Raw genomic sequence first — 18444 nt, forward strand, 5'->3', positions numbered from 1 at the left:
AGTTGTTCAGGCGTGACTAGGCCCGGCATGGTGCCTTGTGTGGTGGTCATAGTGGCCACCTCTCAAACCGTCGCCAGTGCGCTTTTGCTGCGCTTGGGTGTACCCGTTGCCGGGGTGTAGGTCTGCGCTGCCTGAGCTGCCATCCACTCTCTGATTTGCGAAACTCGCCACGCTGTTACGCGCGTGCTTAGCTTGTGGGGCTTCGGAAAGCGTGAGTCGCGCACCATGCGCCACAGCGTTGGTGCAGAGAATGGCAGGGGCGCTGTCGAGTTTGGCCGCTTGGGGCTTTGGACTAGATCCGACTCGCGGATGTATGCGCTGTCTGGCAGTCGGTCAAATACTGCCTGAGCGGGTGCTGTAGTTGCCGCTGGCGTTGGTGCCGTAGGCTTGGTGGGTGCCTTGCCCACCGTGGTGGTGGGTTTGGTTTTGAAGTTGAAACCTTTTGACATGCTGTCCGTCCTTATGAAGTTGACGGGGTGCAATGTCGTTCTGTTTTGCTATCTTTTTTGCGCATGGCTGGCCAGCCGTTACGCGAAGCCAGCCATCCGTAGCGCGTAGCGGGCTACACGTTTTTTTTCAGTTTCTTATTTATGGCTTCACGGATGATCCGCTCGGGGTCGTTCGATGAGTTGGCTAACTCTATAGGCACTTTTTTCATCAGTTTTCGTGCTCTTTCGGTAGCATTCCCGCGCACCATATTTGAGCTTTCTGAAATCGCCCAGGCTTTTAGTCCGGCAGTTTTTTCCGCCCGCTTATTTCCTCCCGTCTTCCCGCGAATCGATTGCGCTTGACGACTCACACCGTCCTCGTGGATCACGCCAAAAGCCGCCCCTCGGCAAAAACCTATCTCTTCTGCCGCTTTAATCAAAAAACGGCTAGAGAATTCGTCACCTTCCTTGATGGCAATTTGCCTCGCTGAAAGGTGGGCAGCTGCAATGCACATCGCCTTAATCACATCCTTTGGAACTGTGATTTCCAGACAGTGAATGTGGTCCGCAAATGTTGCGTTGCTTCGATCTATTCCCTCTATAAAAATTTGAAGCAACCCATTGCAACCAGCATCCGAAAACGCCTTGAAAGGCAATTCAAAAAGCCCAATCCACTCCTCTAGGTTTGACCGAAGATGAGTTGCTTCTTCTTCAAATTTATCCATCCCGTCCCCCTACACGCCCCGATAAAGAACCAGCGCCAGCCGGGTCAGGGGTGTCCCGGTTTTCACCATCGGGGATCAGCCGATAGCTAGGCGTGGTCAAACTGGTTAGATGTACGGGTCGAATGCGGCCTGCACGCCTTGAATGCGCTCAATTGCCTGCCGTATCAGGCGCTCACCGCTTTCGCCTTGATTTTTGAATGGCAGTTCACGCGCGCCCTCAAGTAATGCAATAACGTCCCATAGTTCATCGCTTTGCGTGTGAACAACGGCGGCCAGCGTGGGTGCATCAGACATGGGACACCTCCAGCAGCTTGTCAATTTCTTGTTCGAATGAAATCAAGTTCTTGTTATCTCCAAGCATGTCGAAAATAACGTGGCACAGGATGCGGGTGTTGTGTAACTCCTCGCGGTCTTTGATGGCGCTGAAGATTGCGTCAGTAAGTGCGAACACTTGCTCTCGCTCCTCCTCCCAGCACTTAAGGATAGTCTTCGCGGTGTAACTTGCTTGGGTAAGATCCGGGTTAGCCATGATTGATCCTTTCTCGATCATTGTGGTCAGGGGTTGGAAAGTGCGTGAACACTTTCCTGCCCCGCCTTTTGCCCTGAATAACCAACGTCAGGGCTTCGCTGTTTCTATTAAGGATGGTGGTTCGGTTTCCTTTTCCCCATCTATCTTTCCCCTAATCCATGGGCCACCGCCAAGGCGTTTAAGCTTGTCCCGTTGCTTTGGCAATAGCTTCACAGTCACGGGCACCATGGCCTCGCCTTCCGGAAGTGGCTTCCGGCCTTGACCTCTTCCAGGTCCACCACGACCAGTAATTTTCTTTTCCATTTTGTTTATGGTAATACCAAAAACATTAAAAAGCAACATCCAATCGAAAATCTACTTCAATGATTTCAGGAGGCGGCATAGTTGTGGCAGAACCAACAAGGGACTTCCATGCCATCCAATCTCACTGAACTGCCGGGAAATTTCGACGGGCGTCACTTTTCAACGTACGTTGATCAAGTTAAAACGCTTCGGCGTTTGAAGCGAGACGACTGTGCTGCAGCACTGCTGTTACGGTTGCTGCCGGTAATAGAGGAAGAAGCAGTTTCAAGGGGTCCAAGATGGCCAGTTGCGCCGTGGTACTACGAACAGCTGGCAATCATCTACAAGAAGGCTAAGCGGTTTGAAGATGAGGTGGGCATTTTGAAGCGCTACGTTGATGCCCACGCATGCATTGAAGAAAAGCCGTTTGAGAAACTTGTTCAGCGGCTACAAAAGGCAGAGTTAGGGCTTCGCTGAGATCATGCTTTTTTGAGCTGGATCACGTCCGCCCCAATGCGCAGCTTGTCCAGATAGTCCGCCCACCGCTGCATCATGGCCCGGCGTGCTGGTAGGTGTGCGGTGCGGTTGTAGGCGCGTCCGTTGGGGTCTTTGACGGCATGGGCCAATTGGTGCTCGATCAGGTCGACCCGTTCCTCTAGAACTTCATCCATGATGGTTCTGGCCATTGCCCGGAAACCGTGCGCTGTGTGTGTGTCGGTGCCGTAGCCCATCGCTGCCAACGCGCTGTTGATGGTGTTTTCGCTCATGGGACGATCTTCACTGCGTCCAATGCTGGGGAAAACGTAGCGACGGTGCCCGGTCAGCTTTTTCATGTCCTGCAATACAGCAAGCGCCTGCGTGCAGAGCGGTACCAGGTGGTCGACATTCATTTTCATTTTGCTGGCCGGGATCACCCATTGCGCCGCGTCCAGATCAAACTCTGCCCACTCTGCCCCGCGCAGTTCGCCGGGTCGGACAAACAGCATGGGTGACAGTTTCAGCGCCGCAATAACAAAGGGGTGACCGGTGTAGTTGAAGATGCTGCGCATCAGGTCACCGGCCTGCTTGGGGTCTGTGATGGCCGCGTAATGTGCTGGCGCGTGTTTGGCCAGCGCACCTTTCAGATCCTGCGTCACGTCACGCTCTGCGCTGCCCGTCGCCACTGCGTAGCGAAACACCTGCCCGCAGATCTGCTTGACCCGCTGAACGCTGTCCAGCGCACCCCTGCCCTCCATATGCCGCAAAGCTGCCAGCACGTCACGCGGGCCAATGGATGATATAGCCATGCTGCCAATGTAGGGGAACACGTCCTTTTGCATCCAGGTCGTTACCTTGCCTTGCGTGCTGGCCATGCGGTCAGCTTTGGTCTTGTCCAGCCATTCCAGTGCGACACGCTCGAACGTGTTGGCAAGCACTGCCGCCTGCGCTGCCTTAGCTTCCTGTTTTGCTGCACCGGGGTCGACGTTGTGGGCAAGCTGTTTGCGTGCTGCCTCGCGCCGTTGTCTGGCCACCGACAAGCTGATCTCGGGGTAAGTTCCCAGCGCCAGCGTTTTGCGCTTGTCAGCAAAGCGGTAATCCATGCGCCAATACTTGCCAGCCGCCTTGACCAGCAGGTACATGCCGCCACCGTCCGCGTGTTTGTCGCCAGCAGGTGAACCCGTGTACTTCACATTCTTTGCAAACGTGTCTGTCAGTGCCATGCTGCCCCCAAATTGGTGTTTTGACGGTATCTATGTTTGTCGGTATCTACTGGTACCGTCACAAGTACCGTCAAATTGTCGGTATGTCATGATACGACGTGAGACCCGATAAGGCAAAGAAAAACCCGCTACGCTAGGGAAACGTGCGGGTTTTGAGTCGTTCTGATACGGTGTGAAACCGTTAAATGGTGCCCGAGACCGGAATCGAACCGGTACGCCCGTTATTCACGAAGCGGCGGATTTTAAGTCCGATGTGTCTACCTATTTCACCACTCGGGCACGGGTCTATTGTGAAACAAAAAAGCCCCGCACATAGAACTTGCGAGGCTTGCTTGAGCATTATTGAGCCCGTATCTGGAGGCGCGACCCAGAGTCGAACTGGGCTAGACGGATTTGCAATCCGTTGCATAACCGATTTGCTATCGCGCCAAAACTTTAACAAAAAGGGAAGCGATCGCTTCCCTTTTTAAATATCTGGAGCGGGAAAAGAGTCTCGAACTCTCGACCTCAACCTTGGCAAGGTTGCGCTCTACCAACTGAGCTATTCCCGCAAGGATGCGAACAACAAGTCCACATCAAATAAAAACTGGAGCGGGAAAAGAGTCTCGAACTCTCGACCTCAACCTTGGCAAGGTTGCGCTCTACCAACTGAGCTATTCCCGCGTTGCAAGCCCATTAGTATAAGATAAAAAAGGGCTTGTATGATCTAAAAATTAAAAACTTTGTCAGTGTTTCACGGCACCTGACAGTTGTGCGGGTGCAATCACCACCTCAGTTGATGCGGCGGCGGCCACAGGTTCTTCTTCGGGCAGCGGTGTTGGCATGCGCTCCAGCGCAATCTCCAGCACCTTGTCGATCCAACGTACCGGCACAATTTCAAGTCCATTCTTGACGTTCTCAGGAATGTCTTGCAAGTCCTTGGCGTTTTCTTCAGGGATCAACACGGTCTTGACATTGCCACGCAAGGCCGCCAGCAGCTTTTCTTTCAAACCACCAATGGCTGTGACCTCACCTCGCAAGGTGATCTCGCCAGTCATGGCCACGTCGCAACGGACTGGAATACCCGTCATGGCCGACACAAAGGCCGTAGTCATGGCTGCCCCCGCACTCGGACCATCTTTGGGCGTTGCTCCATCAGGGACGTGGATGTGGATGTCTTTTTTCTCAAAAAACTCATCCTTGATCCCCAGCCTGCGAGAGCGACTGCGCACCACCGTGCGTGCCGCCTCGACCGACTCTTTCATCACATCACCCAAAGAGCCGGTACGCGTGATCACACCCTTGCCAGGCATCATGGCTGCCTCAATGGTCAACAAATCGCCGCCAACCTCGGTCCAGGCCAAACCCACCACCTGTCCCGCCTGATTTTTCTTCTCGGCCCGGCCATAGTCGTACTTTCGGACACCCAGAAAATCGTTCAGGTTGGCACCGTTGACCGTCACCAGACCCGACATTTTCTTGAGCTGCAAACCCTTGACCACCTTGCGGCAGATCTTCGAGATCTCTCGTTCAAGAGAGCGTACGCCCGCTTCACGCGTGTAGTAACGCACGATGTCACGTACCGCTTCTTCGGTCACCAGCAGTTCAGACTCCTTCACACCATTGTTCTGGAGTTGCTTGGGCAACAGATACTTGATCGCGATATTGGTTTTTTCATCTTCGGTGTACCCCGCCAAACGAATGACCTCCATGCGATCCAGAAGCGCCGGTGGAATGTTCATGGAATTCGATGTCGCCACAAACATCACATCACTCAAATCAAAGTCCACCTCGACGTAGTGGTCGCCAAACTTGTGGTTCTGTTCTGGGTCCAGCACCTCGAGCAGCGCACTCGACGGATCACCACGGAAGTCTGTGCCCAGTTTGTCAATTTCATCCAGCAAAAACAATGGATTGCGTGTGCCAACCTTGGACAGGCTTTGCAGCACTTTGCCTGGCATGGCGCCGATGTAGGTACGTCGATGTCCCCGAATTTCGGCCTCATCACGCACCCCCCCCAGCGCCATACGGACATACTTGCGCCCGGTGGCCTTGGCAATGGATTGCCCCAGAGATGTTTTCCCAACGCCCGGAGGCCCAACAAGGCACAGAATAGGCGCCTTGACCTTGTCAACACGTTGCTGCACCGCAAGGTATTCCAGGATACGGTCTTTGACCTTGTCCAGCCCGTAATGGTCTTCGTTCAACACGGCCTCGGCATTGGCCAGATTGTGTTTGATCTTGGTTTTGGTGGTCCAGGGCATGCCGGTGAGCACATCAATGTAGTTACGCACCACCGTTGCTTCGGCTGACATGGGCGACATCAATTTGAGCTTTTTGAGTTCAGCCTCAGCCTTCTTCAAGGCCTCTTTCGGCATCTTGGCAGACTTGATCTTCTTCTCGATCTCTTCAATGTCCGCGCCGTCTTCACCTTCACCAAGTTCTTTCTGAATGGCTTTGACTTGCTCATTCAAATAGAAATCACGCTGGTTCTTCTCCATCTGCCGTTTGACCCGGCCGCGAATTTTCTTGTCCACATTCAGAATGTCGACTTCGCGTTCAATCTGACCGTAAAGGTTTTCCAGACGATCCTTGATGCTGGCCAGTTCTAGAACAGCCTGTTTGCTTTCAAGCTTCAAAGGCAGATGTGCTGCGATGGTGTCCGTCATACGACCTGGATCGTCGATGCTGGCAATCGAGGTCAAAATTTCTGGCGGGATCTTCTTGTTAAGTTTGACGTACTGGTCAAACTGTTGCATCACCGCACGGCGCAGAGCCTCGATTTCACTGGCTTTGTTCTTGGACTTGCCCTCCACCTCGGCGACGACCTCAACCGGTGTGATGCTGGCGACAAAATAAGACTCACCATCAGCCACTTTGGTCACCACCGCACGTTGCTGCCCCTCGACCAGCACCTTGACCGTGCCATCGGGGAGTTTGAGCATTTGCAAAATGGTGGAAATACAGCCCACGTCAAACATGTCGGTGACCAACGGGTCATCCTTGGCAGCCGCTTTTTGCGCCACCAACATGATGCGCCGATCCACACTCATGGCTGCTTCAAGTGCTTTGATGCTCTTGGGACGACCCACAAAAAGCGGGATGACCATGTGGGGAAAAACCACCACATCGCGCAATGGCAGCAGCGGCAGGTCAAGAGAATCAGCAGGTAATGGTGTGTGGTCAGACATAAGACATCCTTGTGTTACCTGTCGGATATGGAGCGACGTGGCCGCATTTCAAGCGGCCAGCCCATTATCTGCAGATCATAAAAACGCGATGGGGGCAAAAAACCCCCGAAGACAGACCAAATCAAGCCTTTTTGGCCACTTCGCGGTACACCAGCAAAGGTGGCTTGTTTTCTTCGATGGTGGATTCGTCAAGCACCACTTTTTCAACGTTCGAAGCATTGGGCAAGTCGAACATGGTGTCGATCAAGGCCAGTTCCAGAATAGAGCGCAAACCGCGCGCACCTGTTTTACGAGCCAGCGCCTTTTTGGCGATGGCATTCAAGGCCGACGGGCGGATTTCGAGATCAACCCCCTCCATCGCGAGCAACTTGCTGTACTGCTTGACCAAGGCATTTTTGGGCTCGGTCAGTATCTGCACCAGTGTCTCTTCGCTGAGCTCTCCCAACGTCGCCACCACGGGCATACGACCCACCAGTTCCGGGATCAAGCCAAACTTGATCAGATCTTCTGGCTCAACCTCTTTGAACACCTCGGTCAGATTGCGGTTTTGCTTGCTTTTAACAGCAGCACCAAATCCGATCCCTGATGATTCTGTGCGGTTGTCGATGACTTTTTCCAAGCCAGCAAAAGCACCACCGCAGATAAACAGGATGTTGGTGGTGTCAACCTGAACAAAATCCTGATTGGGGTGTTTGCGCCCGCCTTGCGGCGGCACACTGGCCATGGTGCCTTCAATCAGCTTGAGCAAAGCCTGCTGAACACCTTCGCCCGACACGTCACGGGTTATCGATGGGTTGTCAGATTTGCGTGAAATTTTGTCAATTTCATCGATGTAAACAATCCCGCGCTGCGCACGCTCCACCTCGTAGTTACAACTTTGCAGCAGTTTGAGGACGATGTTTTCGACGTCTTCACCCACATAACCTGCTTCGGTCAAGGTGGTGGCGTCCGCCATGACAAACGGCACATCCAGCATACGTGCCAAGGTTTGCGCCAACAGCGTCTTACCCGAACCCGTGGGGCCAATCAGCAAGATATTGCTTTTGGACAACTCCACATCGTCTTTGGAAGACTTTTCCTGGTGCTTCAAGCGCTTGTAATGGTTGTAAACCGCCACCGCCAAAATACGTTTGGCCGGCTCCTGACCAATCACATAGTTGTCCAGATTGGCCTTGATCTCGGCCGGCGTGGGCAACTCGTTCTTGCCAACCGTGTCGGTGGACTGAGGCAATTCATCACGAATGATTTCGTTGCAGAGCTCAATACACTCATCACAGACAAAAACCGAAGGGCCAGCGATCAGTTTCTTGACTTCATGCTGGCTCTTGCCACAAAACGAGCAATACAGCGTTTTTTCGCCGGAGGAGCCTTTTTTTTCGGCCATTTGAACTACGCCCTTTTTGAGATAACCTGGTCAATCAGACCATATTCCTTGGATTCATCAGCCGACATGTAGTAGTCACGTTCGGTATCGCGTTCAACACGCTCCAGCGGTTGCCCTGTGCGCTCTGCCAAAATCTTGTTGAGCTGCTCACGCGTTTTCAGAATTTCACGTGCCTGAATCTCGATCTCTGTCGCCTGGCCCTGACTGCCACCTGAGGGCTGGTGAATCATGATCTTGGAGTTGGGCAACGAGAACCGTTTGCCTTTTTCACCCGCAGCCAGCAAAAACGCGCCCATGCTGGCGGCAAAACCGGTACACAGGGTGGAGACCTGCGGCTTGATGAAGTTCATGGTATCAAAGATCGCCATACCGGCGCTCACGGAGCCACCTGGCGAGTTGATGTAGAACGAAATGTCCTTGTCAGGGTTTTCGCTCTCCAGAAACAGCAACTGCGCCACCACCAGATTGGCCACATGGTCATTGACCGGGCCGACCAAGAAAATCACACGTTCCTTGAGCAGACGCGAGTAAATGTCGTAAGAACGTTCACCACGGCCTGACTGCTCAATCACCATGGGCACCATGCCCAAATTCTGTATGTCCATTGCACTCCCGCGAAGGTTTGGGTTAGATCTCAAAAACTGGCTCTACTGTAGCTAAAAACACAAGCCAATAAATGAAATAGGGCTTGTTTGTCTGACTACAAGCCAGACCCAAGCCCCAATTTAAAGACCGACAGTGGCAAACGCTTAGTTTTGCGCCATCAGCTCGTCAAAGCCAACCGCTTTTTCAGTCACTTTGGCCTGGGACAACACAAAGTCAGTCACATTGTTTTCCAGAACAATGGCTTCCACCTCGGCCAGACGCTTGTTGTCGCTGAAATACCAACGCGACACTTCGGCGGGTTTTTCGTAGCTGGCAGCCAACTCATCCACATGGGCCTTGATTTGCTCCATCTTGGCCTGCAAGCTGTTGGCACGCACCAACTCAGCCACCACCAGACCCAAACGCACACGGCGCTCAGCTTGGGGACGGAACACATCATCGGGAATCGTGACCTTGTCCGCATCTTTGATACCGCGTTGCTTGAGGTCAGCGCGGGCACCTTCGAGCAAACGGGCAATTTCAGCCTGAACGCTGGCATTGGGCAAATCGAGTTCAGCCTTGGCCACCAACGCATCCATCACGGCAGTCTTGTTGCGAGCCAGCAGACGGAACTTCACTTCACGCTCCAGATTCTTCTTGATGTCAGCGCGCAAACCTTGCACGGAGGCATCTTCAATACCGAGCGATTTGGCCAGCGCATCATCCACCTCTGGCAGGTGAGCTGCTTCGATCTTCTTGACCGTGACCATGAAGTCAGCGGTTTTGCCCGCCACATCCTTGCCATGGTAGTCAGACGGGAAGGCCAACGGGAAAGTCTTGCTCTCGCCCGACTTCAGACCCAGCGTGGCCTCCTCAAACTCCTTGAGCATCTGACCATCACCCAGGATGAACTGGAAGTCTTGCGCCTTGCCGCCGTCAAACGGCTCGCCGTCAATTTTTCCTTCAAAGTCAACGGTGACGCGGTCACCCGTAGCAGCCTGGCTGTCATGGGCACGCTGCGAGAAGGTGCGACGTTGTTTGCGCAGGATCTCCAGGGTCTTGTCGATGGCGGCATCGGTCACCTCTGTGGTGATTTTTTCCACCTCAGCGGTGGACAGGTCACCAATTTTGACCTCTGGATAAACCTCAAAAATGGCTTCAAAGGCCAATTCACCCTCAGGTGCACCGTCTTTTTCGTTGATCTTGGGCTGACCTGCCACGCGCAATTTCGCTTCGTTGGCGGCATTAAAAAACGCCTCACCCACCTTGTCGTTCATCACTTCGTACTGAACCGAATAGCCGTAACGCTGGGCCACCACATTCATCGGCACCTTACCCGGACGAAAGCCATCCATCTTCACGGTGCGGGCCATCTTCTTCAAACGCGCGCTCACCTCTGCCTGAATGGTGTCCAGGGGCAGGCTCAACGTCATTTTGCGTTCGAGCTTCTCAAGAGTTTCTACAGCAACGGCCATCTTTCATCTCCAAAAATATGAGTGGTGCGCGGGGCGGGACTCGAACCCGCACACTGTTGCCAGCGTCAGGACCTAAACCTGGTGCGTCTACCAATTTCGCCACCCGCGCAAATTAATGGGGGCTGGTAAAAACCGCCCCCAGAAATTGGTCAGCCTCGGATTTTAACCTGAGGCACAGCCCCCACTTGCTCCACCCCAGCGCTTAAATCTTGAGAAATTGCCGCAGCTCAGTTATTTGCTGTGGACAGTCACCCTGAACCAGGCGGCATACATGGCGGGCAAAGCCAACAGCGTCAGCACCGTTGCCACGATCAACCCCCCCATGATGGCCACCGCCATCGGCCCCCAGAACACCGAGCGCGACAGCGGAATCATCGCCAGCACCGCAGCGGCTGCGGTCAGCACAATCGGGCGCAGCCGGCGCACAGCGGCCTCCACAATCGCCTCCAAGGGAGCCACGCCGCGGGCGCGGTCCTGCTCGATCTGGTCAATCAGGATCACCGAATTGCGCTGGATCATGCCCATCAAGGCGATCACCCCCAGCAGCGCCACAAAACCGAAGGGTCGATTCAGCAGCAACAACGCCGCAGCCACACCCACAATGCCCAAGGGCCCGGTCAAAAATACCAGCACCGCCCGGCTGAAGCTGTGCAACTGCAGCATCAGCAGCGTGAAGGTAATGAACAACATGATCGGGATACCCGCCACAATCGCCGCCGATCCTTTGGCGCTCTCCGCCACCGCACCGGCCACCACAATGCGGTAGTCACCCTGCCCGGCCTGCGCCCATTGGGCCTCCAGCACCTTGAGCTGCGGCAGCAACTCCTGGGTCACGGTGGCGCCCTGTTTGCCGTCGGCAATGTCACTTTGCACGGTGATGGCGTAGTCCCGCCCCTCGCGCCAGAGCACACCGGGCTCCCAGGTGAACACCGGCTTGGCGATTTGCAGCAACGGCACCGACTGGCCCGAGCTGGTGGGCACATAGGCATTGGCGATGTCGGTGATGGCGCTGCGCTCATCGAGCGGCTGGCGCAACACGATGTCAATCAGTTTGTCTGCCTCGCGGAACTGGCCAATGCTGCTGCCGCTCAGCGTGGTTTTGGTCGCCTGGGCAATGGACTGGCTGCTGACACCCAGCGCACGCGCCTTGGTCTGGTCCACCTCCAGGCGCATGACCTTGATCGACTCATTCCAGTTGTCATTGACACCCCGGGTGTGCGGGTTTTGCCGCATCAGCGCCTTGACCTCGTCGGCACGTTTGCGCAAGCCCTGCGGGTCTTGGCCGATCACCCGGAACTGCACCGGGTAGGCCACCGGTGGCCCGTTGGCCAGCAGTTGCACCCGCCCCCGCACCTCGGGAAACTCCTGGGCCAGCAGCGCTGGCAGCTTGTGGCGCAAACGCTCACGTGTCGCCAGATCCTGGGGCAACACAATCAGCTGCGACACATTGGTCTGCTGAAAAATCTGCTCCAGCGGCAGATAAAAACGCGGCACGCCAGAACCCACCCATTGCGTCACCGACACAATGCCCGGCTCGGCCAGCAGACGTGCCTCCACCCGTTTGGCCACCTCTTCGGTGTTGGCAAAAGCGGTTCCCTCGGGTGACCACAAGTCCACCGTGATTTCCGGGCGCGCCGAATCCGGGAAAAACTGCTGCTGCACCTGGCCCATGCCCAGCAGTCCCAACACAAACAGCAACAGCGTCACCGCGATGGTGAGCCAGCGTCGGCGCACACAGGCGCTCACCGTGCGGCGAAACCAGTTGTAAAACGGGGTGTCGTACATGTCGTGCACTTCGCCGTTTGCCAGCACCGCTCCACTCTCGGCATGGGCCACCACATGCGGCGGCGCAGTCAAGAGGCGCACACCGAGGTAAGGCACAAAATACACCGAGACGATCCAACTCAAACACAGCGCAATCACCGTCACCGCAAAAATCGCAAAGGTGTATTCACCGGTCATCGACTTGGCAATGCCAATCGGCAAAAACCCGGTCGCGGTGATCAGGGTGCCGGTCAACATCGGCATCGCGGTGATCTCGTAGGCGAAGGTGGCGGCGCGCACCTTGTCAAACCCCTCTTCCATCTTGCGCACCATCATTTCCACCGCAATGATGGCGTCATCCACCAGCAGACCCAGCGCAATGATCAGCGAGCCCAGCGAAATCTTGTGCAGCCCGATGCCCCAGTAGTGCATCGCCAAAAAGGTCATCGCCAACACCAGCGGAATGGTGATGCCCACCACCAGCCCAGGGCGCATGTCGAGCGTCCAGCGCTTGAAAAACGGGTGGTTGCCGGGGCGCTTGTGCAAACCCAGGCTCAGAAAACTCACCGCCAGCACAATCGCCACGGCCTCGATCAACACCCTGACAAACTCGTTCACCGAGTTGGCCACCGACTTGGGCTGATCCTGGATTTGCGCCAGTGTCACCCCCACCGGCAAGGTTTTGCCAATGTGCTGCGTGGCCAGGTCCAGCGCCTTGCCCAGGGCAATGATGTCGCCCCCCTTGGCCATCGACACACCCAAGGCCACCACCTCCTGCCCCTGAAAACGCACTTTCACCGCCGGTGGGTCCACATAAGCCCGCCGGATGCTGGCAATGTCGCCCAGTCGGAGTTGTTTGCCCGCCACCCCAGGGGCACGGATCGGCATCGCAGCCAGCTCATCCACTGCGGTGAACTGGCCCGCCACGCGCACCTGCACCACATCCAGCGGGGTTTGCACCGCACCGGCCGACTCCACCGCATTCTGTTGTGTCAGTTGTGCCAGCACGGTGTTCATGTCCAGACCCAGCTGGGCCAGCCGTTTGGCCGAAATCTCCACAAACAGTTTTTCCGCCTGGTCACCAAACAACTCGACCTTGGCCACATCGGGCACCCGCAGCAGTTGCTGGCGCACCTCGTCAGCAAAGGTTTTGACTTCGGCATAACTGAAACCAGGTGCCTGCAGCGCGTAAATCACGCCAAACACATCCCCAAAGTCGTCGTTGAAAAACGGACCTTGCACACCCTGCGGCAAGCTGCTGCGCATGTCGCCAATCTTTTTGCGTGTCTGGTACCAGACGTTGGCCACCTCATCGCCGCGCGCATGCTCCTTGATCTGGAAGATGATTTGCGACTCACCCGGCTTGGAGTAGCTGCGGATCTTGTCGGCATAGGGCACCTCCTGCAGCGTGCGCTCGAGCTTATCGGTGACCTGCTCGGCCATTTGCTGCGCGCTGGCACCGGGCCAATAGGCGCGCACCACCATCGCCCGAAAGGTGAAGGGCGGGTCTTCGTCCTGACCGAGCTGGAAGTAGCTGGCCGCGCCCAGCACCATCAGCACCACCATCAAAAACCGTGTCAGCGGCGCGTGCTCCAACGCCCAGCGTGACAGGTTAAACCCTTGGTTGTTGTCCAGATCGGGGCTCGTCATACGCGCCTCACTGCGCCGGGGCCGACACGGCAGCGGCAGGGGCGGCGCCAATCAGCGCCTGGGGCGCTACACCGTTGATAGCTGTCTGCGCTTGACTGGTCAGGGCTTGAGGCACATTTGGCTTGTAAATCGTGACTTTCTGGCCGGGTGTCAACACATGCACACCGGCCGTCACCACCAACATGCCGGGGCTCAGGCCGCTGGCCACCACCACCTCGTTGCCGTCGGCGGTGGCGATCTGGATTGGCTGCCATCTGACCGTCATCGTGCCGGTGTCCAGCAGCCAGACCACGGTGGCCTGCCCCTCCTGGCGCAAGGCGGTGGTCGGCAGCTTGATCGCCTGCTGGTTGCTGCGCTGCAAACCGGCAGGCAACACCGACACGGTGCTGCCCAGCGCCAGATCGCTGGTGGCGGGTAACGACGCCTTGACGGTGAAGGTGCGTGTCACCGGGTCGGCGCTGGCGGCCACCTCGCGTATCTTGGCGTTGTGTGAGCTGCTCGCCACCCAGCCACGCACGGCCACGCTGGCGCCCACCTGAATCCCGCCCAGTGTGTCCTCGGGCACGGCAAACACCACATCACGCGCACCGTCCTGTGCCAGCTGCACCACCGGCGTGCCTGCTGCCACCACCTGACCCACTTCGGCCTGTACCGCCGTCACCACACCGGGCCCATCGGCCACCAGGGTGGCGTAGGCCGCCTGGTTGGCCTGCGCCGAGAGTTGCGCCTGGGCGGTGTCCAGCTGCGCTTGTGCGGCTTTCAGGCTGGTGTCGCGGCGCTCCAACTCGGCCGCACTGATGAAGTTCTGTTCTTTGAGGGACTGGTAACGCTTGAAATCAGCCGCCGCCAGGTCGCGGTTGGTGCGGGCTGCTGACACCTGAGCGCGTGCCGCATCCGCCGCCAGTTTGAGGTCTTGCGGGTCCAGCTGGGCCAGCACCTGTCCGGCCTTGACACGCTGGCCGGGCTCTACGTTGCGACTGATCAGCTTGCCACCGACCCGAAAGCCCAGACGCGACTCCACACGGGCGCGCACCTCGCCCGCATAGTCCAGCCCGGCCACCAGCGGCTGGGCACCCACCGTCATCACCTTCACCGCACGCACCGGCTCCTCGGGGACCGCTGGTTTGGAGCAGGCCACCAGCAGCAGGCCCAAGGCTATAGTCAGGCTCAAACCCGGCCAACGGGTGGTGGATGCTTGCAAGGGCATAAGACGGTACTTTCAAAAAACAAACACACTACTGACCAATTGGTTATTAATTTTAGGCCATTGCACTGCCCTGTCAATTCATCAATTGCCCCGCCACCTCGCCCCACTGTGACGCCCTGAAACCGATCCCGCCATGAGCCCGTCAGCCCCCACACCCCCTGTCACCACCACACCGGCGCCGCAAGCCCTCACCCATTACGAGAACTTTCCGGTGGCCTCGCTGCTGTGTCCACCGCACCTGCGCCCGGCCATCACTGCCATCTACCACTTTGCCCGCACCGCCGATGATCTGGCCGATGAGGGTGAGGTCGATGTACGCACCCGCCTGGCTGACCTGCAGGCCTACCGTGCTGACCTGCTGGCCAGCACCTGCGGGCAAACCGACAGCGGCCGCTGGACGAACGTTTTTGCGCCTTTGCAACACATCGTGCAGACCCACCAGTTGCCGGTGCAGCTGCTCACTGACCTGCTCGACGCGTTTGAGCAGGATGTGCGTTACACCCACGAACAACGCCGCTACACCGATGAGCCCGAGCTGCTGGACTATTGCCGACGCTCGGCCAACCCGATCGGGCGGCTGCTGTTGCACCTGTATGGTGTGACAGACCCCCTGTCGCAGCAGCAAAGTGACCAGATTTGCAGCGCCTTGCAACTGATCAACTTCTGGCAGGATGTGTCGGTGGACGCCCAGCGCGGGCGCTGGTACATCACCCAGGCCGCGCTGGTCCGTTTTGGCCTGACCGAGGCCGACTTTTCGCCCGCCAGCCAGAACCCAAATGCTGCGCGTTTGATAGCTGACAATGTCCGCTCTGCGAGGGCTCTGATGCTCCAAGGTGCAGCACTCCCGATGAAGGTGCCGGGACGCGCGGGTTGGGAATTACGACTGGTGGTGCAAGGTGGGTTGCGCATCCTGGGCAAGATTGAGGCTTTGGGTTGTGTCACCTGGCAAAAACGGCCCAAGCTGGGTATTTGGGACGTGCCGGTGCTGCTTTGGCGGGCTGTTTGGATGAGATAAGAAATTGGCCTCTAGCCCTTATTTATAAAGGGCGAGTTGCTACTTATTTTGCACAACCTGTATTTCGCAGAGCCTATTCCACCACTGGCCAGCCGCCTGGTACGTCCTCCGTTTGGACACACGGCCAAATACGGCGGTTAAGCTCCTCTTTCCGCCCCGGCGGGGGTGGAAAGAGGCGGGGGAGATAGGGGGGGGATCAACGCGCGTAGCGAAACAACAAAGCAACGACCCAAGATGAAGTGTCATATTCATTGTCAATGGGTGCGGGCAGAACCAGCCGTATAAACTCAGCCCCAACCAACCAAACCCATGACTCCCCAAGACTACGTCCAGCAAAAGGCCGCCGCCTCCGGCAGCAGTTTTTATTACGCTTTTTTGTTCCTGCCACCGCCCCGGCGTGCCGCCATCACCGCGTTTTATGCGTTTTGCCGCGAAGTCGATGATGTGGTCGATGACGCCACCGACATCGGTGTGGCCGCCACCAAGCTCGCCTGGTGGCAACAAGAGGTGTCCAAATCTTTTGCTGGGCAAGCCAGCCACCCGGTGATGCAGGCGTTGATGCCGCTGACCCAGGAATTTGCAATTGAGCAGCGCCACCTGCAGGCGGTGATCGAAGGCTGCCAGATGGACCTGAACCAGACCCGCTACTTGGACTACCCCGGCCTCTCGCGTTACTGCCATCTGGTGGCCGGTGTGGTGGGTGAAGTGGCGGCGCAGATTTTTGGCCAGACCCAGGCACAGACCACGGCCTACGCCCACACCCTGGGCCAGGCGCTGCAGCTCACCAACATCATCCGCGACGTGGGTGAAGACGCGATGCGTGGCCGCATTTACCTGCCGGTCAACGAGTTGCAGCAGTTTGGCGTGACCGCACAAGAGATTTTGAACCGCAGCTATTCGGACCGTTTCACTGCTTTGATGCGTTTTCAAGCCCAGCGCGCACAAGGCCTGTACGACCAGGCTCTGACCCTGCTGCAGGCCGACGACCGGCGCGCCCAGAAGCCCGGCCTGATGATGGCCAGCATCTACCGCGCGCTGCTCGGTGAGATCGAGCGTGAAGAGTTCAAGGTGCTGCACCAACGCATCAGCCTGACCCCGTTGCGCAAGTTCTGGCTGGCCTGGCGCGTGCAGGCGCTGGGACGCATGTAACACCCTTGGTTGTGGCCGCAGGTTTGAACATTGCCGTGGTGGGCGCCGGCTGGGCTGGGCTGGCCGCTGCCGTGAACGCCACACAGGCGGGTCATACCACTACTGTTTTTGAAGCAGCTGAGACTGTGGGTGGAAGGGCCAGAGCCCTCAAAGCCACATTGCCCGATGGCACACCGGTGATTCTTGACAACGGCCAGCACATTCTGATTGGTGCGTATTCAGACACCCTGGCGCTGATGCGGCAGGTGGGTGTGGCGCCAGAGCAAACGCTGCTGGACCTGCCGATGCGCTTGCCGTTCCCCGATGGCCTGGGCATCCGTTTCCCCAAATGGCCAACACCACTCGACGCGCTCGGCGGCATCCTGGGAGCACGCGGCTGGTCGCTGGTCGACAAATGGTCGCTGTTGCGCGCCGCAGCAAGCTGGCAGCGCCAGGGTTTTGTCTGTGACGACGCGCTCAGTGTGGCCGCTTTGTGCCGCAGCCTCACACCCCGCATCCTGGCCGAACTGATCGAGCCGCTGTGTGTGTCGGCCCTCAACACACCGGCAGACCAGGCCAGTGGTCGCGTCTTTTTGCGGGTGTTGCGCGATGCCTTGTTTGGTGTGGCGGGTGGCTCCCATCTGTTACTGCCCACCACCGACCTGAGTGCCTTGTTGCCACAAGCTGCAGCCGATTGGCTGCAGCAACGCGGCGCTCAGGTGCTGTGCAAAGCGCGGGTGGAGGGCTTGCAGCGCTGCGGCACCCAGTGGCAGCTGGCAGGCACCGGTCTGGGCCCAGCGGCTGACAAGGGGTTTGACGCGGTGATCTGGGCCACTTCGGCCTCCAATGCGGCTCAGGCCCTTATGAAATATGGGCCAGATGCTCCTGAAAATATATCAAAGGCGGTGCTGAGCTGGGCCCAGACAGCGCAGGCCCTGCAGTTTGAGGCCATTGCCACGGTCTACGCCTGGTCGGCCAACGCGCACCTCAGCCAGCCCATGCTGGCGCTGCGCAGCAGTGCAACGTATCCAGCGCAGTTTGTGTTTGACCGCGCAGCACTGGGTGGCCCGAGAGGCTTGCTGGCCTTTGTGGTGAGTGCCGCCCAGGGCGACCGCGCCACGCTGCAGGCGCAGGTGCTGGCGCAAGCCAAGGCGCAGCTGGGACTGGACCTGTTGCCGGTGCTCACCGTGGTGGAAAAACGCGCCACTTTTGCCTGCACCCCCGGCTTGCAACGCCCGGCACAACACATTGCACCAGGGATCTTGGCCTGTGGCGACTATGTGGAAGGCCCCTACCCGGCCACGCTGGAAGGCGCCGTGCGCAGCGGCATCGCTGCTATCCAAGCACTGAGCCTGGGCGCCGTGGGCGCCTGAACACACACATTGGCCTCGTATGATGCGGC

16 protein-coding genes and 5 tRNA genes are annotated in these 18444 nt (G+C 57.5%); 4 read left to right on the forward strand and 17 right to left on the reverse strand.

Annotation, left to right across the window (positions count from 1 at the left end; translation table 11 throughout):
- Positions 1-62: 62 nt before the first annotated feature.
- From RF819_RS21860 to RF819_RS20835, 5 genes are all read right to left on the reverse strand, one after another.
- Positions 63-449 (reverse strand): helix-turn-helix transcriptional regulator, encoded by a 387-nt coding sequence (locus RF819_RS21860; protein ID WP_078363438.1) that lies wholly within the window; start codon positions 447-449, stop codon positions 63-65.
- Between the two features lie 113 nt (positions 450-562).
- Positions 563-1153, reverse strand: coding sequence for a hypothetical protein (locus RF819_RS02070; RefSeq protein WP_078363439.1), 591 nt, complete (start codon positions 1151-1153; stop codon positions 563-565).
- 105 nt (positions 1154-1258) lie between these two features.
- Positions 1259-1447, reverse strand: a complete 189-nt coding sequence (locus tag RF819_RS02075; protein WP_078363440.1) for a hypothetical protein — start codon at positions 1445-1447, stop codon at positions 1259-1261.
- Positions 1440-1682, reverse strand: coding sequence for a hypothetical protein (locus RF819_RS02080; protein WP_143541557.1), 243 nt, complete (start codon positions 1680-1682; stop codon positions 1440-1442). The genes RF819_RS02075 and RF819_RS02080 overlap by 8 nt, the downstream gene beginning before the upstream one ends.
- 87 nt (positions 1683-1769) lie before the next feature.
- Positions 1770-2024: a hypothetical protein gene (locus tag RF819_RS20835; RefSeq protein WP_143541558.1), complete on the reverse strand. Its 255-nt coding sequence runs from the start codon at positions 2022-2024 to the stop codon at positions 1770-1772.
- Positions 2025-2093: 69 nt separating this feature from the next.
- Here RF819_RS20835 and RF819_RS02085 point away from each other — a divergent pair, with 69 nt between their 5' ends.
- On the forward strand, positions 2094-2441 hold the full coding sequence (locus RF819_RS02085; protein WP_078363442.1) for a hypothetical protein: 348 nt from the start codon (positions 2094-2096) through the stop codon (positions 2439-2441).
- A 2-nt stretch (positions 2442-2443) separates the two neighbouring features.
- Here the strand turns inward: RF819_RS02085 and RF819_RS02090 are convergent, their stop codons facing one another.
- From RF819_RS02090 to RF819_RS02145, 12 genes are all read right to left on the reverse strand, one after another.
- Positions 2444-3664: a tyrosine-type recombinase/integrase gene (locus RF819_RS02090; RefSeq protein WP_078363443.1), complete on the reverse strand. Its 1221-nt coding sequence runs from the start codon at positions 3662-3664 to the stop codon at positions 2444-2446.
- Between the two features lie 186 nt (positions 3665-3850).
- Positions 3851-3943 (reverse strand) — tRNA-Leu (locus RF819_RS02095).
- 76 nt (positions 3944-4019) lie between these two features.
- Positions 4020-4093: transfer RNA gene (locus RF819_RS02100), tRNA-Cys, on the reverse strand.
- Between the two features lie 46 nt (positions 4094-4139).
- Positions 4140-4215 (reverse strand) — tRNA-Gly (locus RF819_RS02105).
- A 36-nt stretch (positions 4216-4251) separates the two neighbouring features.
- A tRNA-Gly gene (locus RF819_RS02110) sits at positions 4252-4327 on the reverse strand.
- Positions 4328-4389: 62 nt separating this feature from the next.
- On the reverse strand, positions 4390-6834 hold the full coding sequence (lon, locus tag RF819_RS02115) for an endopeptidase La (protein WP_078363444.1): 2445 nt from the start codon (positions 6832-6834) through the stop codon (positions 4390-4392).
- 121 nt (positions 6835-6955) lie between these two features.
- On the reverse strand, positions 6956-8218 hold the full coding sequence (gene clpX / locus RF819_RS02120; protein WP_078363445.1) for an ATP-dependent Clp protease ATP-binding subunit ClpX: 1263 nt from the start codon (positions 8216-8218) through the stop codon (positions 6956-6958).
- Positions 8219-8223: 5 nt separating this feature from the next.
- Positions 8224-8823 (reverse strand): ATP-dependent Clp endopeptidase proteolytic subunit ClpP, encoded by a 600-nt coding sequence (gene clpP, locus RF819_RS02125; protein ID WP_078363446.1) that lies wholly within the window; start codon positions 8821-8823, stop codon positions 8224-8226.
- Positions 8824-8967: 144 nt separating this feature from the next.
- Complete coding sequence (gene tig, locus RF819_RS02130) at positions 8968-10278, reverse strand: trigger factor (RefSeq protein ID WP_078363447.1); 1311 nt, start codon at positions 10276-10278, stop codon at positions 8968-8970.
- A gap of 22 nt (positions 10279-10300) precedes the next feature.
- Positions 10301-10387: transfer RNA gene (locus RF819_RS02135), tRNA-Leu, on the reverse strand.
- A gap of 122 nt (positions 10388-10509) precedes the next feature.
- On the reverse strand, positions 10510-13692 hold the full coding sequence (locus RF819_RS02140) for an efflux RND transporter permease subunit (protein WP_078363448.1): 3183 nt from the start codon (positions 13690-13692) through the stop codon (positions 10510-10512).
- A gap of 7 nt (positions 13693-13699) precedes the next feature.
- Complete coding sequence (locus RF819_RS02145) at positions 13700-14899, reverse strand: efflux RND transporter periplasmic adaptor subunit (protein WP_078363449.1); 1200 nt, start codon at positions 14897-14899, stop codon at positions 13700-13702.
- A gap of 133 nt (positions 14900-15032) precedes the next feature.
- Here RF819_RS02145 and hpnC point away from each other — a divergent pair, with 133 nt between their 5' ends.
- From hpnC to hpnE, 3 genes are all read left to right on the forward strand, one after another.
- On the forward strand, positions 15033-15914 hold the full coding sequence (hpnC, locus tag RF819_RS02150) for a squalene synthase HpnC (RefSeq protein WP_078363450.1): 882 nt from the start codon (positions 15033-15035) through the stop codon (positions 15912-15914).
- A 309-nt stretch (positions 15915-16223) separates the two neighbouring features.
- The gene (gene hpnD / locus RF819_RS02155; RefSeq protein ID WP_078363451.1) at positions 16224-17063 is read left to right on the forward strand and encodes a presqualene diphosphate synthase HpnD; all 840 of its coding nucleotides are present in this window, start codon (positions 16224-16226) and stop codon (positions 17061-17063) included.
- Between the two features lie 23 nt (positions 17064-17086).
- A complete protein-coding gene (hpnE, locus tag RF819_RS02160; protein ID WP_078366723.1) occupies positions 17087-18415 on the forward strand; it encodes a hydroxysqualene dehydroxylase HpnE in 1329 nt (442 codons plus the stop codon).
- Positions 18416-18444 lie beyond the last annotated feature (29 nt).

The organism is Rhodoferax fermentans, assembly GCF_002017865.1.
Taxonomy (GTDB): domain Bacteria; phylum Pseudomonadota; class Gammaproteobacteria; order Burkholderiales; family Burkholderiaceae_C; genus Rhodoferax; species Rhodoferax fermentans.